We start from the raw sequence: 21,062 nt of genomic DNA on the forward strand, positions 1-21,062 counted from the left end.
GCGGACGCGGCACCCAACGGACGAGCCGCCCCCACGACGGGGGCGGGGGCCTGCCGTGCCCGGCGCAGGGATCAAGCCTGACCGCCCGGAGCCGGGCACGGCAGGCCCCCGCCCCACCACCGCAACCAACGACAGCTCAGCCCGTCACCGCGAACAACCGCCGCCGAGCTCCCAGCAGCACGACGAAGGCCAACACCAGCCCGACCCCCATGGTGATCAGCAGCGGGCTGGGCTCCCCCGGCAGCAGCCCGGCCAGCGACCGGGACGCGGTGCCCAGCGCGAGGTAGAGACCGGCCCAGGCGGCCGCGCCGATCGTCGCGCAGCCGAGGAATCGACGGTACGACATCCGCAGCCCACCGGCGGCCAGCGGAAGCAGCGCGTTGAACACGGGCAGGAACGGCGCGACGACCATCATCCGGCCGCCACCGCGTCGCAGGATTCCCTCCGCCGCCGTCCAGCGCGTCTCGCCGATCCAGCCACCGATCCGACTGTGTCGCAACGACTCGGAGTAGCGCCGGCCGATCAGGAAGCTCAGGGACCAGCCGGCCAGGCAGCCGACCAGCACCGCGGTGAAGGTGGCCAGCCCGGTGGCCGGGCGGCCCACCCCGACGGCGGCCAGGATCGCCACGTCGCCGGGGATCAAAACACCCAGCAGGGGTACGGCGTCGAAGAGCATGACGAGCCCGAGCGCACCCATCAACAGCAGGACGGGCAGTTCTCCGATCTGGGCAAGCCATTGCGTCATGCCTCGTACGCTATGACCGTCGCACCACCCTGGACATCCGGTCGTAGCCCCCAGCGAACCCTGGTATCCGCCTCGGGGTCGCCCCTGAGGCGGCGGCTCCACCTCAGGCGGGTCGCAGCACCTGCACCCAACGTAGCGAAGAGTCGACCGACGGTTCGGTGGTGGGCACCGGGTAGTCGGCCAGCACGGTCAGGCGGTCCGCCGGTAGGTGCCCCCGGCCGGGGTCGCCGACCAGCACCTCGGCACCTCCGGCGGCGGCCCTCTGCAGGAACGGCAGCATCCGGTCGGCCATCGCCCGGTCGTAGAAGACGTCCCCGGCGACCACCAGGTCGGCCTCCCCGTCGGTGCGGTCGAGCAGGTCGTCCCCGAAGGCGTCGACGGCGACCCGGTTGGCCCGCGCGTTGAGCGTGACGGCGGCAACGGCGTACGGGTCGATGTCGTTCGCGATCACCTCCGCGGCGCCGGCCAGCGCGGCGGCGATGGCCACCAGTCCCGACCCGGCGGCGAGGTCGAGCACCCGGCGACCGGCGGCGAGCTCCGGGTGGTCCAGGATGTGGCGGGCCAGGGCCTGGCCTCCCGCCCAGGCGGACGCCCAGTACGGCGCCGGCAGGGGGTGTCCGGCGGCGGCTTCCATCCGAGCCCACCAGACGATCGCGTCCTCGGCCAGGTACAGACGCACCTCGGGGACGAACGGAGTGGGCATCAACCGGAGCCGGTCCAGCCCGGCGCCGGGCGCGTCGATTTCGCGCTCCAGCTCGGTCAGCGCGTCGGCTGCGGCACCTTTCATCGGCGCAAGCATGCCGCAGCGAAGGGTGGTCGGGGCGGCTTTTACGTGCCGGCGCGCAGAGTTCACCCGACTTCACACGAAGACCTACGGCACTTCGGCCAGCGGATCCGGGTTTTGCCCGTTACTGTCGACCAGGTACGGGCGATCATCGGCCACAGGTCGAGGGTCAGCCGCTTTGAACAGGGAGAGATGCATGGCAACCGGCACGGTTAAGTGGTTCAACTCGGAAAAGGGCTTCGGCTTCATCGAGCAGGACGGTGGAGGGCCGGACGTGTTCGTCCACTACTCCGCCATCGCTTCGAGCGGCTACCGGGAGCTCAACGAGGGCCAGAAGGTCGAGTTCGAGGTGACCCAGGGGCAGAAGGGTCCGCAGGCGGACAACGTCCGCCCGATTTAGCTCGTGCCGGTGACGGCGGCCGGGGACCCGGCCGCCGTCGCAGCGCACTCAAGACGCCGCCGGGGCGGCGGGCAGGTCCCGCCGCCTCCGGATTGGCCCGATCAACAGAATCAACGGGGTGATCGCCAGCCAGGCGGTCATCACGACGATTGCCGTCCTGACGCCGTAGCGCGCGCCGACAGCACCGGCCAGCACGGCTGCCAGCGGGATCGTGCCGTAGTTGAGCAGATGCATGCTCACCGTCACCCGGCCCAGCAGGTGGTGCGGCGTGTACGTCTGCCGGAAGGCTCCCTTGACGACGTTGCCGATGGCCACGCCGAGGCCGATCAGCAGACCGCCGAGGGCCGGCCAGGCCAACCCGTTGCCGGGTGCGGCCAGCGGGATGAGCAGTGCGGGCGGGCCGGTGAGCACCGCCCCGATCAACAGTGCCCGTGCGGTGCCACAGCGCCGGGCCAGCGCGGTGGCGAGTAGCGCCCCGATGATCCCGCCGGCGCTCATCACCCCGACCATCGCGCCCACCAGGCCCGGCTCGAGGCGCAACTCACGGACCAGGAAGACCACCAGGACGGCCTGGTAGCCGGTCAGCCCGATGTTGCTGGCGGCGCCGAAGAACGCCAGCACCCGCAGGTACGGGTCCCGGATGACGAAGCGCAGCCCCTCGGCGATGTCCCGGCGCAGTGATCGGGACCGATCCACTCGGCGCACGCGCGGTTCGACGGTGCGGATCCGCAGCAGCAGGACCGCGGAGAGCAGGAACGTGAGCGCGTCCAGCAGCAGCGCGGCGACAGCGCCGGTGAGCTGGGCGATCAGGCCGGCGAGTCCGGGCCCGACGACGTAACTCACGGTCTGGGTCGCCTGCAGCTTGGCGTTGCCCTCCGGCAGTTGCTCGGGTCGCAGCAGCACCGGCAGGTACACCTGGTCGGCGGTTTCGAAGAAGACCCGCGCGGCGCCGGCGCTGAGGGCGACCACCAGCAGGTGCGGGACGGTGAGCCGGTCCAGCACGGCGGCCAGCGGCACGGTGAGGAACGCCAACGCGCAGAGCAGGTCGCAGACCACCATCACCGGTCGACGGGGCAGACGGTCCACCCATGCGCCGGCCGGCAGGCCGATCAGCAGCCAGGGCAGCCAGGCCGCGGCGGTGAGCACCGCCACCTGGAAGGTGCCAGCGTCGAGAACGGCGACCGCGACCAGGGGCAGCGCGACCGTGGTGACGTTGCTGCCGACGCTGCTGACCGCCTGGCCGGCCCAGAGGAGCCGGAAGTCGCGGTGTCGCAGCAGCCCGCCGACCGGTCGGACGGGGGTTGGGGCGCTGCGGGTGGCGAAGGTCACGGTCGGGCCGGTACGCCGTGGACGAACACGAAGACCGGCCGACGGTCAGCGTCGTCGTCGGGCAGGTCCCGGTTGGCCCAGCGCGTGAGGACGCCGATCATTTCGCGGCTCAGCTCGGCCAGTTCCTCGGGCGTGAGGCGCAGCCAGTGGTCGGTGGAGAACGGCGCGTTGTCCCAGGATGCCTGTGCGGTCTCGTCGGCGGCGTGCCATGCCCGGGCCAGGGCGACGTGCCGGTCCAGGTTGAGCGAGGTGGCGGCGTCGGCGACCGCCCGGGAGGCCGGGTCGGCGTCGAAGTCGGTGTTGGACCAGCGCAGCCCTCGGGTGACCAGGCGCCACCACCGCTCGCGTCGGTCGCGGGCCAACTCGGGTGCCTCGGTGACCAGGTCCGCGGCGGCGAGGACCTTGAGGTGGTGGCTGACGTTCGCGGGTGCCTGGTCGGTGCGCTCGGCGAGCAGGCCGACGGTCGACGGCCCGTGCACCTTGAGCACGTCCATCAGCCGGCGGCGCAGCGGGTGGGCCATCGCGGCGAGGACCCGCGAGTCGGTGACCTGGCGTACGTCGGGGCTTTCCATGCCACCAGAATGACATCCGCAACAACTGTTGCACAATGATTGTTGCCCAATAGTTGTTGCGGATCAGAAATGACGATCAGCCCTAGTGGACACGGGTAGCACCACTGCGCACGGACACTCCGGGCAACGCCGTTGCGTTAGGGCGGGGGTCGGCCTGGCAACCCTGGTGCGCTGAGAAGGGACCTCTCACAGGGGTGCCCACCCCTGCTCCGACACCAGGCGCGTCCCTGTACCGAGGGGCGGGTCACGAGCCGGTCCGGCACCGGTCAGCCCGTCGGGCGGCGGGGCGGCTCGGGCCGGGCGGCGCGTACCGCGTCACGGTGCCCCCGCAGAGACTCGCTCATCTCTGCCATGAACCGGTGGACCACCTCCAGCTCGTCCTCGCCGAAGCGGGCCATCACCGTGTCGGTACGGGCGCCCAGCGGCCGGAAGAACTCCATGGCCAGGGCGGCCCCCTGGTCGGCGTAGTGCAGCAGCACCTTGCGGCGGTCGACGGTGTCCCGGTCCCGCCGGATGTGGCCGGCCCGCTCGAGCCGGTCGATCAGGGCGGTGACCGAGCCGGAGGAGAGGCTCAGCTGCTCACCGAGACGGCCGGGGGTGATCGGGTCACCGAGCAGCTCGGCGTCCATCACCGCGATCAACGCCTGCAGGTCGGTCGCATTGAGGCCGTGCAGGTTGGCGAAGGCGTGACCGACCTGCTGGGCGTCCACCGCGTACCGCCGGAGGTTGTTGGTGATCTCCGCGGCCAGCTGCTCGCGGCGCGTGTCGCGCCGCCGGTACATGCCGTGAGTCGCCACCTTGCGCCGCTTCTTCCCGTTGTCGTTCCCCCGGGTTGCAGCATAGAACAGACCTCGATAATCTCGATCATCGAGATACTCGGCTTCCGAAGGACCTAGAGGTCACCTGATGTCTGTGTTCACCAGAGTCGCTCGCGGCCGGTTGGCCGCCTGGCTCACCGTGGCCGCCGCGATCGTCGTCGGCGCGGCCGTCTTCGGAATGCCCCAACCCGACAACCCGGCGCCGGTCTCCGCCACCGGCCTGTCGGTGCAGTGGCAGTCGACGCAGGTGCAGCGTTTGCAGGAGCAACTGCCGTCCAACGACGTGCAGCCGGCCATCGTGGTGGTCAGCCGCGGCGACGGTGGCGCGCTGAGCGAGGCCGACCGCGCCACCGTCGGCGCCCGTGCCGGTGACCTGGGCCGCTTCGCGGTGGGCGGTCAGGTCAGCCCCGCCCAGGTGGCCCCGGACGGCACGGTGGCCCTCGTCGCCGTACCGCTCAGCACCGCCGACGGACAGGAGGCCGTCACCGAGACGGTGACCCAGCTGCGCGGCGCCCTGACGGACCTGCCCGACGGACTGACCGTCGAGGTGACCGGTGCCCCGGCCTTCACCGCCGACCTCTCCTCGGTGTTCGAGGGCGCCGACATCACCCTGCTCGCGGTGACCGCCGCCGTGGTCGCGCTGCTGCTGCTGATCACCTACCGCAGCCCGTTCCTGTGGATCGTGCCGCTCGTGGTGGTCGCGGCGACCGAGCAGATCACCCTGCGCGCGGTGGACACGATCGTGCCCGCCGTCGGCATCCACCTTCAGCAGGGCCAGGTCACCGGCATCGCCAGCGTGCTGGTCTTCGGCGCCGCCACCGACTACGCGCTGCTGCTCATCGCCCGCTATCGGGAGGAGTTGCGCCGCGAGGAGAGCCGGTTCGCGGCGATGCGCGCCGCGCTACGCCGTACCGCCGAGCCCATCCTCGCCAGCGGCGGCACCGTGGTGCTCGGCGTCCTCACTCTGCTGCTCAGTGAGCAGGAGACCAACCGGGCACTGGCGGTGGCCTGCGCCACCGGTGTGGTCTTCGCCATGCTCTCGGCCCTGTTCGTGCTTCCTGCCGTGCTGGTGCTCTTCGGTCGCGGCCTGTTCTGGCCGTTCGTACCCCGAGTCGGTGGCCCGGTCCGCGAGGGCCAGCTCTGGGGTCGGCTCGGCACCGCCGTGGAACGCCGCCCGGTGGTGGTCGCGACGCTGGCCGCGCTGCTGCTCGGTGGTCTGGCGCTGGGTGGGCTCGGGATCCGCACCGGCCTGTCCGAGACCGAGCAGTTCCGGGCCGAGCCGGAGGCGGTGACCGGTGCGCAGACACTTGCCCGGGCGTTCCCCGCCGGCAGCACCCAGCCGGTGGCCGTGATCACCACCCCGGCGGCGGTGCGGGCGGTCACCGACGCCGCCACCGCGGTGCCGGGCGTCGCCTCGGCGCGCCCCGGCGACGCCGGCGAGGCCGTCGCCCAGGTCGACGTGGTCCTGGACGCCGAACCCGGCACCACCGCGTCCGACCGCACGATCGAGGCGCTGCGCGACGCGGTGGCCGCCGTCCCCGGCTCCGCACCGCCGGCGGTCGCGGGCGCGGACGCGCCGTCCGGGGCGATCGTCGGTGGCTCCGTGGCCGCCACGTACGACTCCGACGATGCCAACGACCGCGACCTGCGACTGATCCTGCCGATCATCCTGCTGCTGGTCGGCGCCGTGCTCGTGCTGCTGCTGCGCGGCCTGCTCGCACCGGTGCTGCTGGTGCTCACCGTGATCGCGTCGTTCTTTGCCAGCCTGGGCGCGGCATGGCTGCTCTTCGACCATGTGCTGGGCTTCCCCGCACTGGACAGCGGCGTGTTGCTGCTCGCCTTCGTCTTCCTGGTGGCACTCGGGGTGGACTACAACATCTTCCTGGTCACCCGGGCCCGGGAGGACGCCCGCAGCGCGGGCACCCGCGACGGGATGCGCTCCGCCCTGCGGGTCACCGGCGGGGTGATCACGAGCGCCGGAGTGCTGCTGGCCGCGGTCTTCGCCGTGCTCGGCGTGCTGCCGCTGATCACGTTGACCCAGATCGGCATCATCGTCTGCATCGGCGTCCTGCTGGACACCCTGCTGGTCCGCACGGTCCTGGTGCCGGCGCTGGCGTTCCTGCTGGGCGACCGTTTCTGGTGGCCCGGTCGGATCACACCTGAGCGCCTGGCGGACACGCCGTTGTCGCCGGAGCCGGTCACACCCTAGTGAGGTTCCACCGGGCGGGGGTGCCCCTGCGACGGCGGCCGGACCTGGTCCACCGGCTGCGCGCGATCCCCCACCGCCCGGTCCCGGGTGGCCCAGGCCACGATGAACACCACCGTCCAGAGCACCCCGAGCAGCACCGCGGCAGCGGTCCCGCTCGCGGTGTCCAACCCGAGGTAGAGCCGCGCGCCGCCGATCCCGAGCACCCCCGCGGCGGCGGCCGTCCAGGCGGCCACCGCCACCGGCCAGTGGGCACTGCGCGACACCAGCCAGGCCAGGGTGCAGAAGCTCGCCGCGACGACGGCGTTCTGGGTCGAGAGCGGCGACGCGTCGCCGCCGCCCGGGGTGGTGCCTTGCGGCCCGGTCAGCTCGGCCACCACGGCCAGCACCACCAGCGGCACGAACGCGCCCACCGTGCCGACCACGCTGAGCAGGTCCGCCCGCCAGGGTCGGTTGCGCCACGCCAGCACCGCGGCCACCAGCGCCACCAACACGATCAACAGCGACCCTCGTGCCACCGACACCACGACCAGCGTGGCGTCGGCGGCGTCCGGGGTGCGCCGCGCGGTGAACCAGCCCGCGATGGCGCCGTCCAGCGCGGCCAGCCCACTGTTGCGGACCGCCAGAGCGAGCAGACCGGCGATGGCGAGGCCGGCGGCGAAGAGCAACAGGAGCCCGGCAGCCAGATTGAGCAGCAGCGTCCAGGCCGGCCCGATCCGCATGGCCACCAGGAAGAACAGCACGCCGTAGCGGGCGGTGAGCCAGCGCATCGGGGGCAGCGCGCCCACCCGGGACAGCAGCGCGCGTACCGGGTCGGGGTTACGACCCAGCCACCGGCCGGCGAGCGCCACACCCAACAGGCCGGCCAGCAGCACCGCCGCCGCGCCGGTGGCCCGGCCGAGCAGCCGGGACACGGTGTCGTACGACTCACCGGCGAGGTGACCGAGCAGCACCGAGCTGCCCACCCAGGTCACCACCCCGGCGAGGTTCCACAGCGCGAAACGTCGGTACGGCATGCCGGCCGCACCGGCCAGGCGGGGCACCAGGGTGCGGGCGAAGGCCACCCACCGGGCGGCGAACACCCCCCGCCCACCGAGCCGGGCGAGCATGGCGTCGGCCCGGCCCCACCGCTGGGGCCCGACCCGGTGACCCAGCCCGGCACGCAGCCGGGGGCCGTACCGTCGTCCGGCGCGAAACGCCAGCCCATCACCGAGGACCGCCGCGACGATCATCGCGAGCAACGCCGGCCCGAGCCGCACGGTACCGTTGTAGGTGAGGAAACCGACGAGCAGCAGGGTAGCCTCACCCGGCACGAGCAGGCCGAAGATCACCGCGGTCTCGCCCGCCACGATCAGCGCGGCGACCAGGTAGATCCACAGGGTGGGCAGACCCTGCACCAGGGTCAGCAGGTCGTGCACTCAGGCCCCCGGGACACGGGAGCCAGCATGCCAGCCGGGCGAACCACCGGGACAGCAGTTTCACCATAGATCAGGGGCACCTGGGGGTGACCCCGACGCAGCCTGCGCGAGCGCAGGCGGGAGGATAGAGGGTATGCAGCTTCGCACGGACCTCCGCAACGTCGCCATCATCGCTCACGTCGATCACGGTAAGACCACCCTGGTCGACGCCATGTTGCGGCAGGCCGGCGCGTACGGCGCCCGGGGCGAGAACACCGAGCGGGTCATGGACTCGGGTGACTTGGAACGGGAAAAGGGCATCACCATCCTGGCCAAGAACACCGGCGTGCGCTACCTACCGGCGGACGGTTCCGACCCGGTCACCATCAACATCATCGACACCCCCGGCCACGCCGACTTCGGTGGCGAGGTGGAGCGCGGCCTGACCATGGTTGACGGCGTGGTGCTGCTGGTCGACGCGAGCGAGGGCCCCCTGCCGCAGACCCGCTTCGTGCTGCGCAAGGCCCTCAAGGCCCGGATGCCGATCATCCTGGTGATCAACAAAGTGGACCGCCCCGACGCCCGGATCAAGGAGGTCGTGGACGAGGCGTACGAGCTCTTCCTCGACCTGGACGCCGACGAGGAGCAAATCGACTTCCCGATCGTCTACGCCTGCGCCCGCGACGGCATCGCCTCGCTGACCCAGCCCGCCGACGGCTCGGTGCCCGACGACAGCACCTCCCTGGAGCCGCTGTTCCGCACCCTGCTGGACACCATCCCGCCGCCCGCGTACGAGGACGGCGCGCCGCTGCAGGCGCACGTGACCAACCTCGACGCCTCGCCGTTCCTCGGCCGGCTGGCGCTGTGCCGGGTCCGCCAGGGCACCATCAGCAAGGGCCAGACCGTGGCCTGGTGCCGCACCGACGGCAGCACCCAGCGGGTCCGCATCTCCGAGATGCTGATGACCGAGGGCCTGGAGCGCAAGCCGGCCGAGACCGCCGGCCCGGGCGACATCATCGCCGTCGCCGGCATCCCCGAGATCATGATCGGTGAAACGCTCGCCGACGCGGAGAACCCGGTCGCGCTGCCGCTGATCACGGTCGACGAGCCAGCCATCTCGATGACCATCGGCACCAACACCTCGCCGCTGGTCGGCCGGGTCAAGGGCTCCAAGGTCACCGCTCGAATGGTCAAGGACCGGCTCGACAAGGAACTGATCGGTAACGTGTCGCTGCGGGTGCTGCCCACCGAGCGGCCGGACGCCTGGGAGGTGCAGGGCCGCGGTGAGCTGGCGCTGGCCATCCTGGTCGAGCAGATGCGCCGGGAGAGCTACGAGCTGACCGTCGGCAAGCCGCAGGTGGTCACCCGGGAGATCGACGGCAAGATCTGCGAGCCGGTCGAGCGGCTGACCATCGACTCCCCCGAGGAATACCTGGGCGCGATCACCCAGCTCCTCGCGACCCGCAAGGGCCGGATGGAGCAGCTGGTCAACCACGGCACCGGCTGGATCCGGATGGAGTGGCTCGTTCCGGCGCGTGGCCTGATCGGCTTCCGCACCGAGTTCCTCACCGACACCCGGGGCACCGGCATCCTGCACCACGTCTTCGAGTCCTACGAGCCGTGGTTCGGTGAGCTGCGTACCCGCAACAACGGCTCGCTGGTCGCCGACCGGGCCGGCGCGGTCACCGCCTTCGCGATGATCAACCTGCAGGAGCGCGGTCAGCTCTTCGTCGAGCCGACCACCGAGGTGTACGAGGGCATGATCGTCGGGGAGAACTCCCGCTCCGACGACATGGACGTCAACATCACCAAGGAAAAGAAGCTCACCAACATGCGGGCGTCGAGCTCCGACGAGACCGAGAAGCTGATCCCGCCGCGCAAGCTGTCGCTGGAGCAGGCACTGGAGTTCTGCCGCGAGGACGAGTGCGTCGAGGTCACCCCGACCAACGTCCGGATCCGCAAGCTGGTGCTCGACCAGCAGCTGCGGGGCCGGGCCGCGGCCCGCCGCAAGCACGCCGGCTGATCTCACCAGCACCCGCGACACCGGGCGCGTCGGCCGCTTGCGGCCGACGCGCCCGTCCGTTTCCGGCAGGGGTACGCGGGCCGGCCCGACCGGCCGCCGCTGATCGGCTACGGTCACCGGCATGACCTGGGATGATCTCGACGCCCACCTGGACCGGGTGCCTGGCACCGTCTCGGCGTACGTGGGCCGCCTCGACGCACCACCGACCTGGACCCGCCACCCCAACGCCGCCCACTACGCCGCCAGCACCATGAAGGTGGCGGTGCTCGCCGCGCTGCACCGCGCCGCCGAGGCCGGCTCGCTGGAGCTGGACGCCCCGGTCCCGATCGTCAACGAGTTCGACTCCGCCCAGTCCGGCGCGCCGCGGTTCTCCTGCGCCCAGCACTACGACAACGACGACGCGGTCTGGGACCGGCTGGGCGGCACGGCGTCGCTGCGCTGGCTCGCCGACCGGATGATCGTGCGCTCCAGCAACCTGGCCACCAACCTGGTCATCGGGCACGTCGGGCTGCCCGCGATCGCCGAGGTGTGGGCGCTGGCCGGAGCCCGCACCAGCGTCACAGGTCGGGGCATCGAGGACTTCGCCGCCCGCGAGGCCGGCATCACCAACGCCGTCTCGGCCGCGGACCTGGCCGCCCTGCTCGGCGCGCTGGCCACCGGGGCCACCACCCCTGGCCGGCTCGCCTCGCCGGCCGGCTGCACGGCCATGCTGGACGTCCTGCTCGCGCAGGAGCACCGCGAGGACCTGGCCGCCGGCCTGCCCGACGGCACCCGGATCGCGCACAAGAACGGTTGGGTGCGCGGCGTCCGGCACGGCGCCGGGGTGGTGCTGCCCGACGACGCCCCGCCGTACGTGATCGCCGTCTGCACCACCACCGACCTGGCCGACGGCGGCCCGAGCGGCGACGAGGTCGAGGACGACGCCTGCCGGCTGATCGCCAACGTCTCGGCGCAGGTCTGGGCCGCACGCCACCAGCTCTAAACCCGCACGCCGCCGGTCAGGCGCTGATCGTCATCGGCCGGGCCGCCCGCGCCGGGACACCGGCCGGCGCCCCGGTCACTCCAACAGCCGCGCCCGCAGTGCCGTGAGGTTCTCGTCGGTGAGCCCGAGCCCGTCGCGCAGGTACGCGTCGAACGAGCCGTGCACCCGGCGTACCTCGTCGTAACCGGCGTCGAGGTACTCGGCGCGGACCTCCAGCACCGGCAGCACCGCGTCGACGTTCAGCTCGGGATTCCGCCGTCGCATCGCCTCGACGATCACCGCGCGCAGGCTGTCGGTCAGCGCGTTGTTGCGCAGGTAGTCGGCGCGGATCGCCACCTCGTCCACCCCGAGCGCCGTCAACAGGATGACGGTGAGCCAACCGGTGCGGTCCTTGCCGGCGGAACAGTGGTAGACCAGCGGCAGGTTCTCCGGCTGGGCGGCCAGCCGCACCGCCTCGGCGAAGCCGACCCGCGCCGACTCACCGGTGATGAACCACCGGTAGATCGCCGCCATCGCCTCCGCCGTGCCCTGCCGGGCCAGCTCCTCGTACGCGTCCAGGTCGTGACCGAGCAGCACCGCCGAGACGTACGTGAAGACCGGGTGCTCCGGGTCGTACACCGGGAGGAACACCACCCGTGGTTCACCGGCGAGCCGATCCGCCGGGGCGACCGCGACCTCCGAGGAGTCGCGCAGATCCAGCACGCACGCCGGCCCCAGCTTCGCGAGCACCGGCAGGTCCTCGTCGGTCAGCCGACCCAGCGCCGGAGTACGGATCAGCTGCCCGACACGCACCCGCCGCCCGCCGGCACCGACGAGCCCGCCCAGATCACGCGCGTTCGGTGCGCCCACCAGCTCCCAGCCCTGCCCGGTCATCCGGTCTCCCCTCCCACCGTGTACCTGCGTATAGGGTGCCCCACATGACGATCTCGGAGGTACGCACCCACCGGGTTTCCGCCCCCTTACACACCCCGTTCGTCACCGCGCTGCGTCGTACCACCACAGTAGACACTCTGGTCGTCGAACTCGTCGACGCCGACGGCCGGTCCGGCTTCGGCGAGGCGCCCGAGGTCTGGCAGGTCACCGGCGCGTCGGTCGCCGGCGCACAGGCGTGCGTACGCGAACTGCTCGGTCCACAGCTGATCGGTCGTGACCCGGACGACCTGGTGACCCGTTGCGCCGAGGTGCAGCGCGCCGTGGTTGGCAACGAGGCCGCGAAGGCCGCGGTGGACGTCGCCCTGCACGACCTCGCCGCGCGGAGGCTGGGCGTACCCCTGGTGCGGTTGCTCGGGGGCACCACGCTGCGGGTGCCGACGGACGTCACGCTGGCGGCGGGCGACGCGGTGGACCTGGCGGCGGCCGCGCGGCAGCGGCAGGCCGACGGCTTCGGCGTTCTCAAGGTGAAGGTCGGCACCGACGCGACGAGTGACCTGGACCGGGTGCGTGCCGTCCGCGCGGCCGTCGGCCCCGGGGTGCGGATCCGGCTCGACGCCAACCAGGGCTGGACGCCCCGGGAGGCGGTCCGGGTGATTCGTGGCATCGAGGACGCCGGGCTCGACGTGGAGCTGGTCGAGCAGCCGGTGGCCCGCTGGGACCTGGACGGGCTGGCCTGGGTCAGCGACCGGGTGTCCGTGCCGATCCTGGCCGACGAGGCGGTCTTCGGGGTTCGTGACCTGGTGGAGGTGATCCGCCGTCGGGCTGCCGACCTGGTCAACGTCAAGCTGGCGAAGTGCGGCGGGCTGCACCCGGCGCGTACCCTCCTCGACCTGGCCACCGCCCACGGGCTCGGCACGGTGGTCGGCTCCATGATGGAGAGCCAGGTCGGCATCGGGGCGGCGGCGAGCCTGGTCGCCGCGTACGGCACCACCGCGGTCGCCGACCTGGACGCCGCCTGGTGGCTGGCCTGGTCGCCGGTGCAGGGCGGGATACGCTACGACGGGGCGACCGTGGTGTTGCCGAATGCTCCTGGCCTGGGCATTACCGGCCTTGCTGAAGCAAAGGTGCAGGCCCATGGTTGATGACCGTTGGTTTCTTTCATAGGGTTTCCCCTGGACAGCCGACACGATCTGGGGGTTGACGTGGAGTTGCAACCGGGCCGTGAGGCCGTCGTCCGGGTCGCGGTGGCGACGCTGTGGACCTCTCCCGAGGCGGTGCGCCCGGTCGACCGCCCGGCGCTGACCGTCGGCGCCGACATCCCGGCCTGGGTCTCCGGCCTGGACACCGACCAGCAGGTCGGCGACTGCGTGCTGAGCCAGCTCCTGCTCGGCGAGCGGGTCCTCGTCAGCGAGCTGCGCCCGGACGGCTGGGCCCGGGTCGTCGCCGTCGAGCAGCCAGCCGCCAAGCTGGACCCGCGCGGCTACCCGGGCTGGCTCCCCGCCGACCAGTTGGCCTCCGTCGACCCGGCCGACGCCACCGACACCGACCCGATGGTGGTCGACGCCACGGTCACCGGGCTGCACGCCGCCCCGAACGGGCCGGTGGTGCTGTCCGGCGTGGTCGTCGGCACGCGCCTGGCCCCGGCCGGCCCGGCGCGCGACGGCTGGCGGCCGGTGCACGCCCCGGGCCAGGCCGCGCCGCTCTGGCTGCCCGACAGCCACCTGGTCCCGGCGTCGGCCGCGTCGCCGATCGCCGAGCAGGCGCTCGCGGTGGCGCAGCGACTGCTGGACGTGGTCTACATCTGGGGCGGTCTCTCCGCGCACGGCATCGACTGCTCGGGGCTGGTGCACCTGGCCTGGCGGCGGTTCGGGGTGCTGCTACCCCGCGACGCCGACGACCAGGCCGGGGCCACCACCCCGCTGGCGTTGGGCGCGGAACGCCCCGGCGATCTCTACTTCTTCGCCCGACCCGGCCGCAAGATCCACCACATCGGCATCGTCACCGCGACGCCCGACGACGGGGGCCAGCGGCGAATGCTGCACGCCTGTTACCGGCGACGGCGGGTCATCGAGGAGCCACTGCCGGCCGAGCGGACCGCCACGCTGGTGGGCGCGCACCGGGTCTGACCGGCCGGGCGCGTTCCCGCACCCGGCCGGTGACAGGTCAGCGTCGGGCGGCGGCCAACTCGCGGCGCCGGTCCCAGGAGGACTTGATCAGGCTGGCGGCGGTGGCGATGCCCAGCGTGCCGATGATGACCAGCAGCGACAGCCAGATCGGGATGTGCGGCGCCCAGCCAACGTGCTCGCCACCGTTGATGAACGGCAGGTTGTTGTCGGCCAACGCCTCCAGCACCAGCTTTACCCCGATGAAGGCGAGCACGACGGCCAGGCCGTAGCTCAGGTAGATCAGCCGGTCGAGCAGGCCACCCAGCAGGAAGTAGAGCTGACGAAGGCCCATCAGCGCGAAGACGTTCGCGGTGAAGACCAGGTACGGCTCCTGGGTGATGCCGAAGATCGCCGGGATCGAGTCCAGAGCGAAGATCAAATCGGTGGTACCGATCGCGATCATCACGATCAGCAGCGGGGTGAACAGCCGCTTGCCGCTCACGTGGGTGGTGAGCTTCGCGCCGTCGTACTCCTTGGAGATCGGCAGCGCCTTACGGCTCCACCGGATCAGCACGTTCTCGGAGAACTCGCCCTCGTCCGGCTCACCCTGCCGGACCAGGTTGACCGCGGTGTAGATCAGGAACGCGCCGAAGATGTAGAAGACCCAGGAGAACTGCGTGATCAACGCCGCACCGGCGGCGATGAACCCGCCGCGCATCACCAGTGCCAGCACGATGCCGACGAGCAGCACCTTCTGCTGGTACTGCCGGGGCACCCCGAAGCGAGCCATGATGATCACAAAGACGAAGAGATTGTCCACCGAGAGGCTGTACTCGGTGAGCCAACCGGTGTAGAACTGCCCGGCCGCGCTGGCACCCGAGGTCAACCAGACACCGGCTCCGAAGAGCAGGGCAAGACCGACATAGAAGGTGACCCAGAGGCTCGACTCGCGCACACTCGGCTCGTGCGGGCGCCGACCGATGATCAACAGGTCGACGAGCAGGACCGCAGTCAGTGCGACCAGCGTCCCCGCCCACACCAATCCGGACACGTCCAACGTTCATTCCTCCGGCAGACACGCGGCGTCGGGCACACCGTACGTCCCCGGAAGGGCCGGCGTGCCGCTGTCGCTCACTCTGGTGACTGTCGGAGGTCTCTTCCGCCTCCGCCCGTGAACGGGGCGGCGACCTACGGGGCCGGGTCGGGCCGCCGTGGTTCCGGCGATCGACCGTGCTGACGACTCCGTTGCGGGGGAATACTCCCCTCCTCGGTGACCATTGTTGCCCACCACGCCCCGTGATCACACCTGGGGCCGTCGGTGTCGCCGGCCACCTCGTCCAAGCGTACGCGCCACACCCGCTCCGCCGTCCTAGGAGGCTAGTGCAGGTCGGGCCACCGTCGACACCGGAACAGACCCCGCCCCGCCGCCGACCCTGCCCACCATGGGAGGCTTTCCGACATGGTGCTTGAGGTCGCGCTGATCGACGTACTACCCGGACACGAGGACGCGTTCGCCGCCGCGTACGCCGAGGGTCACCCGGTGCTCGTCGGGGCGACCGGCTGCCGGTCCGTGCGGATGACCCGGGGGATCGAGTCCCCGACCCGCTTTGTGCTGCTGGTCGAATGGGACTCGGTCGAGGCGCACGAGCAGAACTTCCGAGCCACCGAACGGTTCGAGCAGTGGCGGGCGTTGATCGGGCCACACTTCGCCGGGCCGCCCGTGGTCGAGCACTTCCTCGACGTGCCAGCCTGAGTGACGCTGTCGTACCCCGCTGAGTCTGTCGTACCCCGCGGTTATCGTGCGCTCCGCACGCGCCGGCCGCCGGTCCCGACGGGCTCGGGGGCGCCGGGCCCGGTGGCCGCGCGGCGCGCAACCCTGGGCGTCAACTGCCCGGCATGGCGCTACTCGCCGGCGCGGCGGGCCAGCACGGTGACCGTCTCCTCTGGAGACAGCGCGGCCGCCATCAGCGCCTCGGTCATCCGCTCGTAGCGGTCGACGTCGAGCACGGTGGCCAACCGGACGTCGGTGGTCAACGCCTCGAGCATCACCGTCCGCGGGTCCGCGGGGTCGGGAAAGGCATAACAGGAGTACGGCGTGAGCGGGTGCAGCCCGCCACCGGCCGCCCCGCGTGGCAGCAGCCGCACCGTGACATGGGACAGCCCGGTCACGGCGACCAGGTGCCGCAACTGTTCACGCCAGACCGCCACCGGCAGGTCGCCCGGGTCACAGACAGCCTCGGCGAGCACCGCCGTGTAGCGCGGCGGACAGGCCCGCCTCAGCACCTCCTGCCGCAGCGCCCGGGCGCGCACCTCGGCCTCCACATCGACCTCCGGCGTGAGCTGGGCACTGGCCGCCATCAGCACCCGGGCGTACGCGGGCGTCTGGAGCAGCCCCGGCACGACCGCCGGCTGGTACTCGACGATGTCGGCGGCACCCGCCTCCAACTCGGCGTAGGTGCGCTGCCGTTCGCTCATCTCGCCCAGCGTCTTCCACCAGCCTCGGCTGGTCGCCGCGTCCCGGGCGATCACGATCAGCGCGTCCCGGGCCGGCGTCGGCACCTTGTAGATGTCCAGCAGATCGAGGACATCGGCGAGGTCCGGGCGGCTCTGGCCGAGCTCGATGCGGGACAGCTTCGACGTCGAGGCCCAGCCCAACCGGTCGCAGACCTGTTCCAGGGTCAGCGCCTCGCGCCGACGTAGCTGGCGCAACTCTGCGCCGAGACGTGCACGTCGAATGACAGGACTTGTTGGCAGCAGCATCCCGGCCTCCCCATCGAGGGAGACTACGCAGGGCGATCACCCAGTGCAATAGCTCGCTCGCGCACCGCAACCAGATCATCCGACGCCGTTGACCGGTCGGACCGGCCCGCGCCTACCGTTTCCGCACGTCGGCGGCGGGTGCCGGCCCGTGGCGTCCCGTGGAGCCCGTGTCGGCCCGGCCGAATTCCCGTACCGAATCGGGATGGCGGCTCAGGGAGGCGCTACCACCGGCGCCGCTGTGGAGCTGATGTCGCAAACGATTCGGCCGTCGGCCGCGCTGGCAACGAGTGGCCACAGCGGCGTCAACGTCCACGGCCAGTGAGAGCACAAACGATTCAGCTCCATAGGCGGCAATCACACACCTCCGACTCCCGCAGGCCGCCGGCCGGGCACCGCCCTGGCCGAGTTCCCGTGCCGGCCGGGGCCGATTCAGGGGCGGTAGGTGCCGAAGGCCCAGACGATGCCGGCCAGGTCGCGGGCGGCGTAGTCGCGGGAGCCGTAGTCGGTGTCGAACGGCTCACGTGTGATCTCGGCGCCGGCCGCGCGGGCCTGAGCGCAGTGGGCGTCGACGTCCGGCACCGCCACGTAGACCGACCAGTCGTCGTCGGCCGGCCGAGGCGACGCGTCGGCCCGACCGCCCAGCATGATCATGCCGGTGTCGAGGACGAGTTCGGCGTGCGCGACCGTGCCGTCCGGCGCCTCGTGCACGGCGTGCACCTGGAAACCGAAGGCGGAGCAGAGCCAGTCGATCGCGGAGCGGGGATCGGGGTAACGGAGGATCGGATAGACGGTTCGCATGACCCGATTCTGCTGCCGGTGGCCCGGTCCCGGATTGGACGAATGTGACCTCGGCGGGTCGCCCGTCGCCGGAGCGGTGTCAGCTGGCCGTCGTCGACCGGGCGGCGAGCAGCGCGGCCGGAGTTGCTCCCGCGAACTGGTGGAAGTCGCGGATCAGGTGGGACTGGTCGTAGTAACCGCAGTCAGCCGCCACCACGGCCCAGTCGACGGCCCGTCCCGCGCTCGGCGGCCTTCCATCGACCTCGGACGGCCCAGCGCCGGCCGCCAGCCCGGCACCTGGCCCACCCAGCGTGCTCGACCCGATGTCGGTCAGCGCCGCGTACGCCTGCTGGAAGCGCAACAACCGGGCGGCCATCTTGGGCGGCAGCCCGACCTCCTGCCGGAACCGGGACGCGAGGTGCCGCCGGCTCCAGCCCAGCTCGTCGGCCAGCACACCGACACTCCCCTGCCCACCGCTGGCGACGAGCCACCGCCACGCCCAGTCGAGCCGGGCGTCCACCGGTGGGGACGCCGCCAGTCGAGCGGTGAGCACCCTGTCGAGCAGGGCAAAACGCTCCGGCCAGCCCGCCGACTCGGCGAGCCGGCAGCGCAGCCGATCCAGCCAACGGCCCGGGAGCTGTCCGACGCCCACGGCCCGGTTGGTCAGCTCGCTCAGCGGCAGGCCGAGGAGCCGACGGGCGGTCAGCGGGGCGAGCAACAGCTCGACGCCCTCCCCCACACCCACCGTGCGCGTGGCGCACCAGCCGTCAAAGGTGCCGGCCACGAATGAGTCGACTCTCGTGGCACCACGCTCCGCGCTGCGCGGGTCGGTCACGTCCAGCGGGGCGCCCCACCCCAGGATCAGCACCACGAAGACGCCCGCCGACTCCCGACGGACCAGCGGCACGTCGGCCCGTTCCCGGTAGCCGACGTACCGGTCGACGAACGGACGCAGGCTGACGTCGGGCAGCCCGAGGACCATCTCGTCGACCGGTGCCACCGCCGTCAACCCCGCCCACCCTTCGCGCGCCCTGGCCGGCCACGTCCCAGCGAATGCTGGTCGTGGCCGCCCGGGTGGCCGTCACTTCACGCCGGCGGCGTCCATGCCGCGCAGCTCCTTCTTCAGGTCGGAGACCTCGTCGCGGATCCGGGCCGCCAGCTCGAACTGCAACTCGCGGGCGGCGGCCAGCATCTGGTCGTTGAGCTCCTGGATGAGCTGGGCGAGGTCGGCGCGGGCCATCCCCTCCCGCGAGGTGGTGGTGGCGGAGGCCCGGCTCCGGCTGCGGGTCTCCTTGACCGGCGCCTTGCCCCGGGAAAGCTGACGCACCGCGCCGCCGACCCGGGAGTTTTCGGTGTCCTCCGCCTCGCGGTAGATGTCGTCCAGGATGTCGTGGATCTTCTTACGCAGCGGCTCCGGGCTGATCCCGTGCGCCTCGTTGTGCGCGATCTGCTTGGCCCGGCGCCGATCGGTCTCGTCGATCGCCGCCGCCATCGACGGGGTGATCTTGTCGGCGTACATGTGCACCTGACCGGAGACGTTACGGGCGGCCCGCCCGATGGTCTGGATCAGCGACCGACCGCTGCGCAGGAAGCCCTCCTTGTCGGCGTCGAGGATCGCCACGAGCGACACCTCGGGCAGGTCCAGACCTTCGCGGAGCAGGTTGATGCCGACCAGCACGTCGTAGTCGCCCTTGCGCAGCTCGCGCAGCAGCTCCACCCGGCGCAGCGTGTCGACCTCCGAGTGCAGGTAGCGCACCCGGATGCCGTTTTCCAGGAGGTAGTCGGACAGATCCTCGGCCATCTTCTTGGTCAGCGTGGTGACCAGCACCCGCTCGTCCCGATCGGTGCGCAGCTTGATCTCGTGCATCAGGTCGTCGATCTGGCCCTTGGTCGGCTTGATCACGACCTGTGGGTCGACCAGACCGGTGGGCCGGATGACCTGCTCGACGAACTCGCCCTGGGCCTGCTCCATCTCCCACGTGCCAGGAGTCGCGGAGAGGAAGACCATCTGGCCGACCCGCTCCAGGAACTCGTCGAAACGCAGCGGCCGGTTGTCGGCCGCGCTGGGCAGCCGGAAACCGTGGTCGATGAGCATCCGCTTGCGGGACGCGTCGCCCTCGTACATGCCGCCGATCTGCGGGATCGTCACGTGCGACTCGTCGACCACGGTGAGGAAGTCGTCCGGGAAATAGTCGAGCAGGCAGTGCGGCGGGCTGCCGGTCAGCCGCCCGTCCATGTGCATCGAGTAGTTCTCGATGCCGGAGCAGAACCCCACCTGCCGCATCATCTCAATGTCGTAGGTGGTGCGCATCCGCAGCCGCTGCGCCTCCAGCAGCTTGCCCTGCCGCTCCAGCTCGGCGAGCCGTTCGGCCAGCTCCACCTCGATGTCACGGATCGCCCGTTCCATCCGCTCCGGACCGGCCGCGTAGTGGGTCGCCGGGAAGATCACCAGCTGGTCGACCTCGCGGACCACGTCACCGGTCAACGGGTTGAGGTAGTAGAGCTTCTCCACCTCGTCACCGAACAGCTCGACGCGGACCGCCAGCTCCTCGTACGCCGGGATGATCTCCAGCGTGTCGCCGCGGACCCGGAAGGTGCCTCGCTGGAAGGCCATGTCGTTGCGGGTGTACTGGATGTCGACCAGCCGGCGCAGCAGCTGGTCGCGGTCGAGCTCCTGACCGACCTGCACCCGGACCGCCCGGTCGAGGTATTCCTCCGGGGTGCCCAGGCCGTAGATCGCCGAGACGGTCGCCACCACGATCACGTCGCGGCGGGTGAGCAGCGACATCGTCGCCGAGTGCCGCAGCCGCTCGACCTCCTCGTTGATCGAGGAGTCCTTTTCGATGTAGGTGTCGGTCTGCGGGATATACGCCTCGGGCTGGTAGTAGTCGTAGTACGAGACGAAGTATTCGACCGCGTTGTGCGGCAGCAGCTCGCTGAACTCCTTGGCCAGCTGCGCACAGAGCGTCTTGTTCGGGGCGAGCACCAGGGTCGGGCGCTGCAGTCGCTCGATCAGCCACGCCGTGGTGGCGCTCTTGCCGGTGCCGGTCGCACCGAGCAGCACGGTGTTGCGGTCGCCGCGCCGAACCCTACGCTCAAGATCGTCGATGGCGGCCGGCTGGTCGCCGGCTGGCTGAAACTCACTGACGACCTGGAAGCGGCTGTCGAGCCGGGGAATGTCGAGCGCCATGCCAGCAACGGTACGCCGCAGGTCCGACAGGAACGGCCGTCACGACAGGTACGTGATCAGCTTCAATATTCCCATTGTGTGGCGCATGTCACCGGACTACC

At 71.4% G+C, this 21,062-nt stretch carries 19 protein-coding genes; 7 read left to right on the forward strand and 12 right to left on the reverse strand.

Features of this window, described 5'->3' with window-relative positions; all coding sequences use genetic code 11:
• Positions 1-136: 136 nt before the first annotated feature.
• On the reverse strand, positions 137-745 hold the full coding sequence (locus OG811_RS01405; RefSeq protein ID WP_406071517.1) for a DedA family protein: 609 nt from the start codon (positions 743-745) through the stop codon (positions 137-139).
• Positions 746-848: 103 nt separating this feature from the next.
• Positions 849-1,532, reverse strand: a complete 684-nt coding sequence (locus OG811_RS01410; protein ID WP_406071519.1) for a class I SAM-dependent methyltransferase — start codon at positions 1,530-1,532, stop codon at positions 849-851.
• A 193-nt stretch (positions 1,533-1,725) separates the two neighbouring features.
• On the opposite strand from OG811_RS01410, the gene OG811_RS01415 reads away from it, so the two are divergent.
• Complete coding sequence (locus tag OG811_RS01415; RefSeq protein WP_229400095.1) at positions 1,726-1,929, forward strand: cold-shock protein; 204 nt, start codon at positions 1,726-1,728, stop codon at positions 1,927-1,929.
• 48 nt (positions 1,930-1,977) lie between these two features.
• On the opposite strand, the gene OG811_RS01420 is transcribed toward OG811_RS01415, so the two are convergent.
• The 3 genes from OG811_RS01420 to OG811_RS01430 form a co-directional block, all read right to left on the reverse strand.
• Positions 1,978-3,258: an MFS transporter gene (locus OG811_RS01420; protein ID WP_406071520.1), complete on the reverse strand. Its 1,281-nt coding sequence runs from the start codon at positions 3,256-3,258 to the stop codon at positions 1,978-1,980.
• The gene (locus tag OG811_RS01425) at positions 3,255-3,830 is read right to left on the reverse strand and encodes an ArsR/SmtB family transcription factor (RefSeq protein ID WP_406071522.1); all 576 of its coding nucleotides are present in this window, start codon (positions 3,828-3,830) and stop codon (positions 3,255-3,257) included. The genes OG811_RS01420 and OG811_RS01425 overlap by 4 nt, the downstream gene beginning before the upstream one ends.
• Before the next feature lie 266 nt (positions 3,831-4,096).
• Positions 4,097-4,612 carry a MarR family winged helix-turn-helix transcriptional regulator gene (locus OG811_RS01430; RefSeq protein WP_406075445.1) on the reverse strand — a complete coding sequence of 172 codons (516 nt, stop codon included), beginning with the start codon at positions 4,610-4,612 and terminating at the stop codon, positions 4,097-4,099.
• 124 nt (positions 4,613-4,736) lie between these two features.
• On the opposite strand from OG811_RS01430, the gene OG811_RS01435 reads away from it, so the two are divergent.
• On the forward strand, positions 4,737-6,857 hold the full coding sequence (locus OG811_RS01435) for an MMPL family transporter (protein WP_406071524.1): 2,121 nt from the start codon (positions 4,737-4,739) through the stop codon (positions 6,855-6,857).
• On the opposite strand, the gene OG811_RS01440 is transcribed toward OG811_RS01435, so the two are convergent.
• Complete coding sequence (locus OG811_RS01440; RefSeq protein WP_406071526.1) at positions 6,854-8,272, reverse strand: DedA family protein; 1,419 nt, start codon at positions 8,270-8,272, stop codon at positions 6,854-6,856. The genes OG811_RS01435 and OG811_RS01440 overlap by 4 nt on opposite strands.
• A 133-nt stretch (positions 8,273-8,405) precedes the next feature.
• Here OG811_RS01440 and typA point away from each other — a divergent pair, with 133 nt between their 5' ends.
• Both typA and OG811_RS01450 read left to right on the forward strand, forming a co-directional pair.
• Positions 8,406-10,274 carry a translational GTPase TypA gene (typA, locus tag OG811_RS01445; RefSeq protein WP_406071528.1) on the forward strand — a complete coding sequence of 623 codons (1,869 nt, stop codon included), beginning with the start codon at positions 8,406-8,408 and terminating at the stop codon, positions 10,272-10,274.
• Between the two features lie 121 nt (positions 10,275-10,395).
• Positions 10,396-11,256, forward strand: coding sequence for a serine hydrolase (locus OG811_RS01450; RefSeq protein ID WP_406071529.1), 861 nt, complete (start codon positions 10,396-10,398; stop codon positions 11,254-11,256).
• 75 nt (positions 11,257-11,331) lie between these two features.
• Here the strand turns inward: OG811_RS01450 and OG811_RS01455 are convergent, their stop codons facing one another.
• Positions 11,332-12,129, reverse strand: a complete 798-nt coding sequence (locus OG811_RS01455) for a tyrosine-protein phosphatase (RefSeq protein ID WP_406071530.1) — start codon at positions 12,127-12,129, stop codon at positions 11,332-11,334.
• Between the two features lie 44 nt (positions 12,130-12,173).
• On the opposite strand from OG811_RS01455, the gene OG811_RS01460 reads away from it, so the two are divergent.
• Positions 12,174-13,271: a mandelate racemase/muconate lactonizing enzyme family protein gene (locus tag OG811_RS01460; protein WP_406071531.1), complete on the forward strand. Its 1,098-nt coding sequence runs from the start codon at positions 12,174-12,176 to the stop codon at positions 13,269-13,271.
• A gap of 60 nt (positions 13,272-13,331) precedes the next feature.
• Complete coding sequence (locus OG811_RS01465; RefSeq protein ID WP_406071533.1) at positions 13,332-14,255, forward strand: NlpC/P60 family protein; 924 nt, start codon at positions 13,332-13,334, stop codon at positions 14,253-14,255.
• A gap of 37 nt (positions 14,256-14,292) precedes the next feature.
• Here OG811_RS01465 and OG811_RS01470 read toward each other — a convergent pair whose 3' ends face one another.
• On the reverse strand, positions 14,293-15,291 hold the full coding sequence (locus OG811_RS01470; RefSeq protein WP_406071534.1) for a TerC family protein: 999 nt from the start codon (positions 15,289-15,291) through the stop codon (positions 14,293-14,295).
• A 402-nt stretch (positions 15,292-15,693) separates the two neighbouring features.
• On the opposite strand from OG811_RS01470, the gene OG811_RS01475 reads away from it, so the two are divergent.
• Positions 15,694-15,987 carry an antibiotic biosynthesis monooxygenase family protein gene (locus tag OG811_RS01475; protein ID WP_406071536.1) on the forward strand — a complete coding sequence of 98 codons (294 nt, stop codon included), beginning with the start codon at positions 15,694-15,696 and terminating at the stop codon, positions 15,985-15,987.
• A 149-nt stretch (positions 15,988-16,136) separates the two neighbouring features.
• On the opposite strand, the gene OG811_RS01480 is transcribed toward OG811_RS01475, so the two are convergent.
• The 4 genes from OG811_RS01480 to uvrB all read right to left on the reverse strand — a co-directional run bounded on the left by OG811_RS01480 (position 16,137) and on the right by uvrB (position 20,961).
• Positions 16,137-16,994, reverse strand: coding sequence for a helix-turn-helix domain-containing protein (locus OG811_RS01480; protein WP_406071538.1), 858 nt, complete (start codon positions 16,992-16,994; stop codon positions 16,137-16,139).
• A 429-nt stretch (positions 16,995-17,423) separates the two neighbouring features.
• On the reverse strand, positions 17,424-17,792 hold the full coding sequence (locus tag OG811_RS01485) for a VOC family protein (protein ID WP_406071540.1): 369 nt from the start codon (positions 17,790-17,792) through the stop codon (positions 17,424-17,426).
• A 79-nt stretch (positions 17,793-17,871) separates the two neighbouring features.
• Positions 17,872-18,771, reverse strand: a complete 900-nt coding sequence (locus tag OG811_RS01490) for a helix-turn-helix domain-containing protein (protein ID WP_406075446.1) — start codon at positions 18,769-18,771, stop codon at positions 17,872-17,874.
• A gap of 81 nt (positions 18,772-18,852) precedes the next feature.
• Entirely contained in the window at positions 18,853-20,961 is a 2,109-nt protein-coding gene (uvrB, locus tag OG811_RS01495) for an excinuclease ABC subunit UvrB (RefSeq protein WP_406071541.1), read from the reverse strand.
• Positions 20,962-21,062: the final 101 nt, after the last annotated feature.

Origin of the sequence: Micromonospora sp. NBC_01638 (genome assembly GCF_045209745.1) — a bacterium.
Taxonomy (GTDB): domain Bacteria; phylum Actinomycetota; class Actinomycetes; order Mycobacteriales; family Micromonosporaceae; genus Micromonospora.